The following is a 12,250-nucleotide window of genomic DNA, read 5'->3' as shown; positions in this document are numbered from 1 at the left end:
TTTTCAAAAGTTAGCACTGAATTCGAAAAAAGTGTTCATTTATAAGCGCTTAGTCTTTTTTCACTCCAAATTTATGGGAATTTAAAATCATGTAGTTAATTAGTTTTCCAACTTCAATACTTTTATTAGTTAATTCTTGAAATTTTTGTTCAGTGATGTATTTACAAGCTAAAGCGTATTCTAGCCAACCTTGTGTTTCTGAATTTTCAGAATCAGCATCTGTTAGTTTACTATGAAAGTGTTTTGGGTATTCTCTTTTTCTATAAGCTTCGCTAATTGTTATTGTGACACTTCTAGAAGACCTTCTTATTTGATCAGTCAGAGAATATGTTTCTTCTTTTGGAAATACTTTTGTAATCTCAAAAATTTCCATTGCTAAACTAAATCCTTTTTGATACGCTAATAAATCTTGAAAACGCATTTTAATTTATTTTTAAATTCAAATTTCACCTCCTAAATACTAAGCACTAAATTCTGAACACTAAAATCCTGACCACTGAACACTAAATATTGAACATTATTTCTTCACTCGATTCTCATTCTGTTTCACAAAAGCATCCCAACCGGAATAACTTTTTCCAATTTCAACACGCCCAGAATTAAAAAAATGACACACAGCCGCTGCCAATCCATCGGTGGAATCGAGGTTTTTAGGAAGTTCTTTCAGCTTTAAAAGTTGTTGAAGCATTTTAGCTACTTGTTCTTTACTAGCGTTACCGTTGCCCGTAATGGCCATTTTTATTTTTTTGGGTTCATATTCCGTGATAGGGATTTGGCGAGACAAACCTGCTGCCATCGCTACCCCTTGCGCACGCCCTAACTTCAACATCGATTGCACATTTTTGCCAAAGAAAGGTGCTTCGATGGCAATTTCATCAGGATGATAGGTATCAATCAATTCGATGGTGCGCTCAAATATTTTTTGTAATTTCAAATAATGGTCGTCGTATTTGCCCAACAAAAGCTCGTTCAGCTGGACAAATTCCATCTTTTTGTTGACTACTTTAATCAACCCAAACCCCATAATGGTGGTTCCAGGGTCGATACCTAATATGATTCGTTCGTTTGCCAAAATTTTTATTTCAAGTTTCAAGTTTCAAGTTCAAAGTTTTGTTACTTTGTCCTGATGCAAAAAATATCCAACAAAACTAAGCAATTCTTAGTACTTCTACTGAAACTTTTGATTGTAGGAGGTGCTTTTTATTTTATCTACGAACGGTTATCGAAAGAAAGTGTTTTAGAATTTGACCGTTTCAAAACAGAGATTTTACCCAAACAATCTTGGGTAGCTATCGTTTTCATCTTATTTCTATCGTTTTTAAATCGCTTTTTAGAAATATTGAAATGGCAAAATTTAGTCAAAACCATTACGACTATTAATGTTGCCGAGGCTTCCAGGCAGGTATTGGGTGCTTTGACTTTGGCTTTATTTACGCCCAACGGGATTGGCGAATATGCAGGAAAAGCATTGTTTTACCCCAAAGAAAAAACTAAGAAAATCATTTTCTTAAATTTAATTTGCAATGGTATTCAGTTGATACTTACTATCCTTTTTGGCACCTTGGGCTTAGTGTATTTCAACATTTATTTCAATGTCATTCCTACGCAGTATTTGGTCATTGGAATTGTTGGCACCTTGCTCCTTATTTTGTTATTATTCCTTTCTAAAAAAATCAATTTTAAAGGCTATTCATTTGAAAAATTAATTCAGAAAATCAATAAAATATCTAAAGGCATCCATCGGAAAAACATACTTTTGGGTGTCTTGCGCTATTTAACTTTCTCACATCAATATTATTTTTTGTTTTTGATGTTTGGTGTCGAGTTGCCATATCTACTAATGCTATCCGCTATTACTTCTGTATATTTTTTAGCATCCGCATTGCCTTCTTTTAATTTCTTAGACTTTGCTGTGAAAGGTAGTGTGGCAGTTTTCTTTTTTAGTTTATTGGGCGTAAAAGATTGGATTGTACTTTTTATCAGTACCTTGATGTGGTTTTTAAACACCGTCTTACCCGTAGTTATCGGGAGTTATTATGTATTGAATTTTAAAATGCAACCTCAAAAAACCGTTTGATGGAAGTTTTACTACTACTAACCTATTTGCTCTTAATAGGATATATACTGAATATCCTATGGCTTTGCATTGGTTTTTCAAAAGTAAAAAACTTCCGAAGAAAAAAAACGACTCCCAAAACCTCGTTTTCTATTATTGTTCCCTTTCGCAATGAAGCTAAAAACCTTCCGCTTCTTTTAGATTCCCTTCAAAAAATAGATTATCCAAAAGAATTGTTTGAAATCATTTTAGTAGATGACGCCTCGGAAGATAATTATGAGTCACAAATTGAAAACAATGATTTTGTCCTAATAAAAAACAATCGAAAAACTAATTCACCCAAGAAAGATGCCATACAAACCGCGATATCACAGGCTAAAAAAGAATGGATACTAACCACCGATGCAGACTGTGTGGTACCTAAAAATTGGTTGAAGACTTTTGATGCCTACATACATGAACATTCGGTTAAAATGGTCGCCTCGGGTGTGATGTATGAAGAACAAACAACTGTCCTGCATACTTTTCAAAACTTGGATTTATTGAGTTTACAAGGCACCACTATGGGTAGTTTTGGCAATGGTCAAGCCTTTATGTGTAATGGAGCCAATTTTTGTTACCAAAAAAAATTTTTCAAAAAATTAAACGGCTTTGAAGGCAATGACACTATAGCTAGTGGCGATGATGTTTTCTTACTACAAAAAGCCATTAGCTGCGATAAAAATGCGGTGGCTTTCCTGAAAAACAACGAAGCTACCGTGGTAACACAAACAGAAGCCACTTGGAGTAAACTCTTTCAACAGCGAGTGCGTTGGGCAAGCAAAACAGCTAATTACAAAGGTTTTTATAGCAAACAATTAGCGCTATTTGTTTTTGCAACCAATGCATTGTTACTACTCCTACTTCTTTCGGGTTCGTTTAGTATTTTTTTGAAGCTCTTTGCTTTAAAATTCTTAACCGATTATTTGTTGTTCCGAAGTACTGCTTTTTATTTCAAAAAACCCTTACGTCTTTTATTTCTCTCAGGCTTGATTTATTTATTCTTCAGCGTTAGCGTAGCGGTATATGCACTTTTTGGCACTTATGAATGGAAAGGAAGACGGTTTTCAAAATAAATCATATCTTTATTCTAATCCTAAAAACAATAAACATGCAAAAGAATCCAACCAAAAAAGGAAAAGTTTTATTATTACTGGGTTTGCTATTTTTAATCTTAGGCAACTCTTTATTTAGAGAAGATAAAACCCCTAAATATTTGATGTTAGGAGCAAGTATTGTAGTCTTATTTCTATCGATTTATTTTAACACTAAAGAAAAAGACACGCAAAATTAATTTTAAGAATCAAGTTTTTGAACTTCGGATGGATTTTCTGTGAACAAATTTCTGAACTCATTTGAAAGCTTTACCTTTGCTTATAATGAATACCAGCATATTAAAAAAAATCGCTTCACCCTCTGATTTAAAAAAATTAGACTTTATACAGTTGTTGGAATTGGCGAAAGAACTTCGTCAATACATAATTGAGATAGTATCGCAGAAGGAAGGACATCTAGGAGCAAGCCTTGGAGTCATCGAGTTGACTATTGCTTTGCATTATGTTTTCAATACACCCGGTGATCAACTTGTTTGGGATGTAGGTCACCAAGCCTATGGACATAAAATTTTAACTGGAAGAAGAGAAGTTTTTCCATCCAATCGTGATTGGGAGGGTATTTCTGGATTTCCCAAGCGTTCTGAAAGCGAATACGATGCCTTTGGCGTAGGACATTCTTCAACTTCCATTTCTGCTGTTCTGGGAATGGCTGTTGCTTCTCAACTAAAAGGAGCCTTCGAACGTCAACATATAGCAGTTATTGGTGACGCTTCCATTGCTTCGGGTATGGCGTTTGAAGCCTTAAATCATGCCGGAGTTACGGATGCAAATGTGTTAATCATCTTGAATGACAATGCAATTGGGATTGACCCAAGTGTAGGAGCTTTAAAAGAGTATTTGACTTCGTTTAAAGGTGGACAGTTACATAAAGAAAATAATATTTTCAAGGCACTCAATTTTGATTATACAGGTCCTGTAGATGGTCACGATTTAGAAGGTTTAATTAAAGAATTACAACGCTTAAGAAAGATAAAAGGTCCTAAATTCCTTCATATTCTTACCACCAAAGGAAAAGGTTTAGCACTCGCAGAAGAAAACCAAGTAAAATATCATGCCCCAGGTAAATTTGACCCCGAAACAGGAAAAATATACCCCAAGGAAGAAGAAGGTCTGCCTCCCAAATTTCAAGATGTTTTTGGACATACCTTAGTCGAGTTAGCAAAAACCAACGACACTATCATAGGCGTTACCCCTGCCATGCCTTCGGGTTCATCGATGAAATTTATGATGGAGGCGTTTCCTAAAAGAGCTTTTGATGTGGGAATAGCCGAACAACATGCCGTAACTTTTTCTGCAGGCATGGCAACCCAAGGGATGACGGTATTTTGTAATATTTATTCCTCGTTCATGCAACGCGCTTACGACCAAGTAATACACGACGTGGCTTTACAGGAATTACCTGTAATATTTTGTTTGGACAGAGCAGGATTTGTAGGAGAAGATGGCGCTACACATCACGGATTGTACGACATAGCTTACATGAATTGCATACCCAATATGATTGTTTCAGCTCCATTAAATGAAGTTGAGCTCCGTAATATCATGTATACAGCGCAACTTGGTTTACAGCAACCAATTTCCATTCGCTATCCACGCGGTCGTGGATTTATGAACAGCTGGCAATTTCCTTTTCAGAAAATAGAAATTGGAAAAGCCGTTTGTTTGCGAAAAGGAAACAAAGTCGCCGTACTTACAACGGGAACCATTGGAAATAATGCAATAGAAGCTTTAAATGAATTGAATTCCGATAAATTTTCACACTATCATTTCCCCTTTGTCAAACCAATAGATGAAAATGCGTTAATTAAAATAGGTAACAACTATCAACACGTGATTACGATAGAAGAAGGGGCTATAAATGGAGGTTTTGGCAGTTTAATCTTAACTTGTTTACAAAAACTAAAACTACATGTCCCTTTAGAAATATTAGGCGTTCCAGATGTATTTATAGAGCAAGGTACTGTAACGCAACTCCATCAAGTATGCGGACTAGATATTAAAAGTTTAAAACAAAAATTTCAAGAATTCATCCGTTTATAACTAAAAACGATAAAAAAACAATTTCATCTATTAAAAAACCCATTAGCATCTACTAATGGGTTTTTATTTGATCTATAAAAAATTATTTCAATTTCTTTTTCACTTCTACGGTTGTGAAACCTTCAATTACATCGTATTCTTGAATGTCATTGTATCCTTTAATCTGCATACCACAGTCATAACCTTTAGACACTTCTTTTACATCGTCTTTGAAACGTTTCAGTGCTACCAGTTCTCCAGTGTAAATTACTACGCCTTCACGGATTAAGCGGATTTTATTAGCTCTGAAGATTTTACCATCAGTAACCATACATCCTGCAATAGTACCCACTTTAGAGATTTTGAATAACTCACGGATTTCAGCTGTACCTGTAATTTCTTCTTTGAATTCAGGCGATAACATACCTTCCATGGCATCACGTAAATCATCAATAGCGGCATAGATAATTGAGTAATGACGGATATCGATTTCTTCTTTTTCAGCTAATTGCTTCGCATTACCTTGAGGGCGAACGTTGAATCCGATGATAATTGCATCAGATGCAGAAGCTAACATAACGTCAGATTCTGTAATTGCACCCACACCTTTGTGGATAATATTGATTTGGATTTCGTCTGTTGATAATTTTGAGAAAGAGTCTGATAACGCTTCTACTGAACCATCCACGTCTCCTTTTAGGATAATGTTTAATTCTTTAAACTGACCTAAAGCAATACGACGTCCAATTTCGTCAAGCGTGATATGACGCTGTGTTCTAACAGACTGTTCACGTAATAATTGCGTACGTTTTGTTGCTATCTGTTTTGCTTCTCTCTCGTCTTCAAACACATTGAATTTATCACCTGCCGTAGGTGCTCCATCTAATCCTAAGATTGAAACTGGAGTAGAAGGACCTGCTTCTTTTACATTGTGTCCACGCTCATCGTGCATTGCACGGATTTTACCATGGTGCTTACCTGCTAACACATAATCACCAATACGTAAAGTACCTGCTTGAACTAATACAGTAGATACATAACCACGACCTTTATCTAAGAATGCTTCTACTACAGTACCTACCGCTGGTTTGTTAGGGTTCGCTTTTAATTCTAAAATCTCAGCTTCTAATAATACTTTTTCAAGTAATTCTTTAACACCGATACCCATTTTAGCAGAAATATCGTGTGATTGATATTTACCTCCCCATTCTTCAACAAGGAAATTCATCGCTGCTAATTTCTCCTTAATTTTTTCAGGATTAGCGGCTGGTTTATCAATTTTATTGATTGCAAAAATTATTGGTACACCTGCTGCTTGTGCGTGACTGATAGCCTCTTTTGTTTGTGGCATGATATCGTCATCGGCAGCTACCACAATAATTGCGATATCGGTAACTTGAGCACCACGAGCACGCATAGCTGTAAAGGCTTCGTGACCTGGTGTATCTAAGAAAGCAATTTCCTGACCGTTGTCTAACTCCACCCCATAAGCTCCAATATGCTGAGTAATACCACCCGACTCACCTGCAATTACATTCGTCTTACGGATGTAATCCAATAATGATGTTTTACCGTGGTCTACGTGTCCCATTACCGTTACAATTGGCGCTCTTGCTTTTAAGTCTTCTGGTCTATCTTCAACTACTTCAATAGTTTCCTCAATTTCAGCAGTAGTAAATTGTACTTCATATCCAAATTCGTCAGCAACAATAGTTAAAGTCTCTGCATCTAAACGTTGGTTCATAGTTACCATGATACCTAACGACATACAAGTTCCGATAACCTTAGTAATAGGCACATCCATCATGGTAGCAATTTCACCTACGGTAACGAATTCTGTTACTTTTAGGACTTTGCTTCCTTCTTCTAGAGCTGCCATTTCCGCTTCATTACGCTCTCTGTGTGAGTCACGTTTGTCGCGACGGTATTTCGCTGCTTTTGATTTATTTCCTTTACCTTGTAATCTTTCAAGCGTTTCTTTGATTTGGTTTTTAACCTCTTCTTCTGTTGGCTCTACTTTAACTACAGGTGCTTTTTTATTAAATCTATTATTGTTCCCGCCACGGTTTCCACCTTGGTTATTCCCACCGCCTTGGTTGTTGTTACGGTTTTGACCTTGGTTGTTGTTTCCTCCTTGGTTATTACCTCCTTGAGCGTTTCCACCTTGTCCAGGTTTTGCAGGAATACGATTACGTTTTTTCTTATCACCACCACCTTGGTTATTACCTCCTTGGTTTGGCTTATTGTCTTCTTTTTTCTTTTTAGGTTTCTCAAATTGAGATAAATCAATTTTTTGACCTGTAAATGTAGTACCAGATAATTTTTGGTACTGAGTTTCATAACGTACTTCTACTGGTTGACCCGCTTCAACTGAAGGACTTGCCGCAGGGTTTTCAGTTTTAGGTTCTATTTTGGACTCAGCAACTGGTTTTTCAACTTTTGTTTCTGCTTTTGGTTCAGGTTTTTCAACAGGTTTAGGAGTTTTAACAACAGGTTTTTCAACCACGGGTTTCACTTCCTCTTTTGCTTCTTTCACCTCAGGTACAGCTACAGTTTCTTTGTCAACTTGTGGCTTAACTTCTGTTTGAACCTCTGGTTTTACTTCTAACACAGGTTCTGGCTTTATTTCAGCTTTTACTTCTTCTTTTGGCGCCTCTTCGACTGGCTTTTGAACCGGTTTAGGGTTTAAGTCAATTTTACCAATTTTCTTAGGCCCAGATAAAGCAGCAGCTTTAGCCTTGATTACCTCTTGACGCGCACGTTCTTCCTCAAGTCGTTTTTGTTCCAACTCGTGTTCGCGTTCTAAACGAAGTGCTTCTTTTTCTTTTCTTTTCTCTTCGCTAACCTCTTTGGAAGCATCTTTGTTTCCTTTGTCTCCAGCAAATTGATTAGATAGAACACCATATATCTCCTCTGTGATTTTTGTATTCGGATTAGATTCAATTGTAAATCCTTTATCCTTTAAAAAATCAACAGCTCTTTCAAGAGATATATTAAATTCCCTTAGTACTTTGTTTATTCTTATTGTTCCTTCAGACATAAATTTGATTTATGGTTTTTTTATTTTTTGTGGATTAAAAAGGTGATTATTAATCTTCAAATTCTTCTTTTAAAATCTTGATTACTTCAAGAATCGTTTCTTCTTCTAAATCGGTACGACGTACTAAATCAGCAACATCTTGGCTTAAAATACTTTTAGCTGTATCTAAACCAACTTTAGCAAACTCATCAATGATCCATGCATCAATTTCATCAGCAAATTCCGTTAATTCTACGTCATCTTCTTCTTGTACATTTCCTTCACGAATTACATCTAATTCATAGCCTGTTAATTGACCTGCTAATTTGATGTTTTGTCCACCACGACCAATCGCTTTAGAAACTTCTTCTAGTTTCAAATAAACTTCAGCAGTTTTCTTTTCTTCATCAATTTTGATTGAAGACACTTTAGCTGGACTTAATGCTCTAGTTATGAATAATTGTGTATTATTAGTGTAGTTAATTACATCAATATTTTCATTACCTAATTCACGAACAATCCCGTGAATACGAGAACCTTTCATACCTACACAAGCACCCACTGGATCAATACGATCATCATACGAATCAACAGCTACTTTAGCTTTTTCTCCAGGAATACGAACCACTTTTTTAATCATAATTAATCCGTCGAAAACTTCTGGGATTTCTTGCTCAAATAATTTTTCTAAGAACTTTTCAGAAGTTCTAGACATAATAATTTGAGGTTTATTTCCTTTTAATTCAACGTTTTCAATTACCCCACGTACATTATCACCTTTACGGAAGAAATCGGATGGGATTTGTTTTTCTTTTGGCAATACAATTTCATTTCCTTCATCATCCACCAAAATCACAGCTTTGGGACGCACATGGTGAACCTCAGCTGTATAAATATCTCCTATTAAATCTTTGAATTGCTTGTATAAGTTCGTGCTATCGTGCTCATGGATTTTAGAGATTAAGTTTTGACGTAAAGCCAAAATTGCTCTTCTACCCAAGTCAATTAATTTAACCTCTTCCGAAACTTCTTCTCCAATTTCGAAGTCAGGTTCAATTTTACGAGCTTCTGTAAGCGTAATTTCTTCATTTTCGAAATCTAAATCCTCATCAGCAACAATAACTCTACGTCTCCAGATTTCCATATCCCCCTTGTCAGGATTGATAATGATGTCGAAATTGTCATCCGAACCATATTTCTTTTTAAGGGCACTTCTAAATACTTCCTCCAAGATAGCCATTAACGTTACACGATCGATAGATTTGTCATCTTTAAATTCTGAAAACGAATCGATTAATGCTAAATTCTCCATACAACTCTTTGATTTTTTTTTAAAATATAATTGTAACTACTGCATCCACAATGTCGCCATACACAATTTTCTCATTGTGAGTTACAGTTTCTTTTCCTTTTCCTATTTTCTTCGGTTCTCTTGCGGTCCACTCTAAAGTTACCGCATCCTCTGAAGCATCTACTAAAGTAGCTTCATAAGTTTGATCCTTTGTACGTAATTTCAAAGTACGCCCAACATTTTTCTTGAATTGACGAACTAATTTCAAAGGTGCTGAAACGCCTGCTGAGGCCACTTCTAGAGCAAAATCAAGTTCTTCTCTATCCAGTTCGCTTTCAACAGCACGGCTAACATCCACACAATCTTGCAATTGCACGCCATTATCACCATCCAAAGTTACGATAATTTTATTACTGTCTGTTATGGTTAAATCAATTAAAAACAACTCTGGTTTGTTTTCCAAAGTTTGATTTAACAACTGTACTACTTTTTCTTTAAATGTCATGGGTATAAAAAGAGGCACGCCATGCGTGCCTCATTATTTAATGTTTAACTTCTAAATAACGGTGCAAATATACAACTTTTTTTAAAATTACCTAATTATTGATTTTTGTTAAAAAATTTCTTATCTTTATCTCTCTGATTAAGAACAACAACCAATAAAAACCAATCTAGCATGAAAAGAATTTTAGTACCTACCGATTTTTCAAAGCACGCCGAATACGCCTTAAAAGTTGCTGCTCAATTTGCCATTAAACACGATGCCGAAATATACTTATTACATCTTTTAGAATTACCTCACCAATCTAATGACCCTGTAACTCATGGTCATGACATTCCTGAGGTTATGTTTTTTAAAAGGGCTGTAAGTCAGAAAATGGAAGATTTACTAACTGAGGATTATCTGAATGACGTTTCTGTGGTAGAAATCATTCAAATTGGACATACTTTCGATGGCATTATGAAAACAATTAATGACAATGACATTGATCTTATTGTTATGGGTTCACATGGCGCAAGTGGAGTGAAAGAAATGTTTGTAGGTTCTAATGCTGAAAAAGTGGTTCGTAATTCTAAAATACCAGTACTTGTCATTAAAGATGAACGTGCGAATTTCAATATTGAAAACTTTGTTTTTGCTTCTGATTTTACAGAAGAAATTAAAGCACCATTCGAAAAGGTTGTGAATTTTGTAAATGATTTTGAATCAACTTTACATCTTGTACATGTAAACACTCCTAATAATTTTAAACCCACAAGAACAACCCAAAAGTTAATGGATGATTTTATTAGTCAATTTAACGTGTCTAATTACAAAACCCATATTTACAACGATGCAAATGTTGAAGCGGGAATCCTTCATATTGCAAGTGATTTGAATGCAGATTTAATTGGCATGTGTACGCATGGGCGTAAAGGGTTAGCCCATTTCCTAAACGGAAGCATTAGTGAAAGTTTAGTAAATCACGCTAAAAAACCAGTGATTACTTTTAAAATATAATTTTTATACCACTTCTTTTCCTACAAAAAAATGGCTGATCATCGTGTCAGCCATTTTTAATTTCATTTTTTTTAATTACTACTTGTTCATATGTTGCATTTCATAAATAAACGTATCTAAATCTACATGCAAAATCAACAACGATAGTGCCTTATCTACAATGTAACTTACATTTCCAGGGGTAAAACCAAGCGCTAAACAGAATTTTGTTAAAATCTCCTTTTGTTTAGGTCCCAAAACATGGTCAGCATAAACCATACGTGCTAAATCGTACAAACGTTCTAAGCGCTGAACATATAATGTAGGCGGGTTGATAGGGTATTTGGTTGGGTTTTCTAAAATCTCTTCGTATTCTTCGTCGGAAATTTCCAACTGACGTTTCAATCGGTCTAAAAATTGTTTTTCCTCGCCCGTCATATCGCCATCAGCAATAGCAACACGCACAATAGCGGAAAAGTGTCCTTTGTTTCTAGCTTTAAATTCGCTATCAAATAAATCTGAAATTGACATAGTTTGTTGTTTTTTATTACCTTAAATATAATCAAAGTAAAACGGATTTCAAAGTAAGTTTGTAAGAATAAATTTGTAAGTTTGAAATTCCATAACCTAACATCATGAATGAATTTTGGCTTTACTTTGAAATTGGTCTCAAGCACGTGCTGAATATCCATGCCTATGACCATATCCTTTTTTTAATTGGAATGACCATTCCTTACTCGTTTAACGATTGGAGAAAGTGGTTAACACTCGTTAGTTTATTCACCTTGGGACATTCTATTTCGTTGTTTCTTTCTGTATTTGGTATCGTATACATCAAAGAAAATTTGGTCGAATTTTTAATTCCGATTACCATTTTAATTGTAGCACTATTTAACTTGTTTACCGCTGGAAAAAACAACAAAAACGAAAGCATCACCCTCATCGCAATAGTAACTCTTTTATTTGGAATTATCCACGGGTTGGGTTTTGCAAATTACTTTAAAACTTTATTATCCGGTACAGCCACAGACAAAATACTCCCTTTATCCGAATTCGCGCTTGGCATCGAATGCGCACAAATCATAGTAGTCATAGCGGTACTGTTACTCTCATTTGTAGTGCAATCTGTATTTCGATTTTCAAAAAGAGATTGGACACTGGTTATGTCTGCCTTTATCATTGGTGTAGTCACACCATTAATCATTCAAAGTCCTATTTGGTATCGATAAGC

Annotated in this window: 12 protein-coding genes; 6 read left to right on the top strand and 6 right to left on the bottom strand. The window is 35.4% G+C overall.

The window, feature by feature from the left end:
* Positions 1-49: 49 nt before the first annotated feature.
* A complete protein-coding gene (locus tag ACQY29_RS05560; RefSeq protein WP_428224248.1) occupies positions 50-421 on the bottom strand; it encodes a four helix bundle protein in 372 nt (123 codons plus the stop codon).
* A 96-nt stretch (positions 422-517) separates the two neighbouring features.
* Positions 518-1,072, bottom strand: a complete 555-nt coding sequence (gene ruvC / locus ACQY29_RS05555) for a crossover junction endodeoxyribonuclease RuvC (protein ID WP_428225877.1) — start codon at positions 1,070-1,072, stop codon at positions 518-520.
* Between the two features lie 54 nt (positions 1,073-1,126).
* Between ruvC and ACQY29_RS05550 the strand changes: the two genes are divergently transcribed.
* The 4 genes from ACQY29_RS05550 to ACQY29_RS05535 all read left to right on the top strand — a co-directional run bounded on the left by ACQY29_RS05550 (position 1,127) and on the right by ACQY29_RS05535 (position 5,250).
* The gene (locus ACQY29_RS05550) at positions 1,127-2,077 is read left to right on the top strand and encodes a hypothetical protein (RefSeq protein ID WP_428224247.1); all 951 of its coding nucleotides are present in this window, start codon (positions 1,127-1,129) and stop codon (positions 2,075-2,077) included.
* Positions 2,077-3,171 carry a glycosyltransferase family 2 protein gene (locus ACQY29_RS05545; RefSeq protein WP_428224246.1) on the top strand — a complete coding sequence of 365 codons (1,095 nt, stop codon included), beginning with the start codon at positions 2,077-2,079 and terminating at the stop codon, positions 3,169-3,171. The genes ACQY29_RS05550 and ACQY29_RS05545 overlap by 1 nt, the downstream gene beginning before the upstream one ends.
* A 35-nt stretch (positions 3,172-3,206) precedes the next feature.
* Positions 3,207-3,389, top strand: coding sequence for a hypothetical protein (locus tag ACQY29_RS05540; protein WP_428224245.1), 183 nt, complete (start codon positions 3,207-3,209; stop codon positions 3,387-3,389).
* Positions 3,390-3,474: 85 nt separating this feature from the next.
* Positions 3,475-5,250: a 1-deoxy-D-xylulose-5-phosphate synthase gene (locus tag ACQY29_RS05535; RefSeq protein ID WP_428224244.1), complete on the top strand. Its 1,776-nt coding sequence runs from the start codon at positions 3,475-3,477 to the stop codon at positions 5,248-5,250.
* An 82-nt stretch (positions 5,251-5,332) separates the two neighbouring features.
* Here ACQY29_RS05535 and infB read toward each other — a convergent pair whose 3' ends face one another.
* From infB to rimP, 3 genes are read right to left on the bottom strand one after another with little or no spacing between them, the layout of a single operon-like run.
* Complete coding sequence (infB, locus tag ACQY29_RS05530) at positions 5,333-8,269, bottom strand: translation initiation factor IF-2 (protein WP_428224243.1); 2,937 nt, start codon at positions 8,267-8,269, stop codon at positions 5,333-5,335.
* A 49-nt stretch (positions 8,270-8,318) separates the two neighbouring features.
* Positions 8,319-9,560 (bottom strand): transcription termination factor NusA, encoded by a 1,242-nt coding sequence (nusA, locus tag ACQY29_RS05525; RefSeq protein ID WP_428224242.1) that lies wholly within the window; start codon positions 9,558-9,560, stop codon positions 8,319-8,321.
* A 19-nt stretch (positions 9,561-9,579) separates the two neighbouring features.
* Positions 9,580-10,044 carry a ribosome assembly cofactor RimP gene (rimP, locus tag ACQY29_RS05520; protein WP_428224241.1) on the bottom strand — a complete coding sequence of 155 codons (465 nt, stop codon included), beginning with the start codon at positions 10,042-10,044 and terminating at the stop codon, positions 9,580-9,582.
* 171 nt (positions 10,045-10,215) lie between these two features.
* Between rimP and ACQY29_RS05515 the strand changes: the two genes are divergently transcribed.
* Complete coding sequence (locus ACQY29_RS05515; protein WP_428224240.1) at positions 10,216-11,040, top strand: universal stress protein; 825 nt, start codon at positions 10,216-10,218, stop codon at positions 11,038-11,040.
* A 78-nt stretch (positions 11,041-11,118) separates the two neighbouring features.
* On the opposite strand, the gene ACQY29_RS05510 is transcribed toward ACQY29_RS05515, so the two are convergent.
* Complete coding sequence (locus ACQY29_RS05510) at positions 11,119-11,550, bottom strand: TerB family tellurite resistance protein (RefSeq protein ID WP_428224239.1); 432 nt, start codon at positions 11,548-11,550, stop codon at positions 11,119-11,121.
* A gap of 104 nt (positions 11,551-11,654) precedes the next feature.
* Here ACQY29_RS05510 and ACQY29_RS05505 point away from each other — a divergent pair, with 104 nt between their 5' ends.
* Positions 11,655-12,248 (top strand): HupE/UreJ family protein, encoded by a 594-nt coding sequence (locus ACQY29_RS05505; protein WP_428224238.1) that lies wholly within the window; start codon positions 11,655-11,657, stop codon positions 12,246-12,248.
* Positions 12,249-12,250: the final 2 nt, after the last annotated feature.

It is taken from the genome of Flavobacterium sp. (assembly GCF_965262375.1).
Classification (GTDB): Bacteria; Bacteroidota; Bacteroidia; order Flavobacteriales; family Flavobacteriaceae; genus Flavobacterium.
The sequence above is the reverse complement of the archived record's forward strand: the minus strand, read 5'-3'. Positions and strand labels throughout refer to the sequence as shown.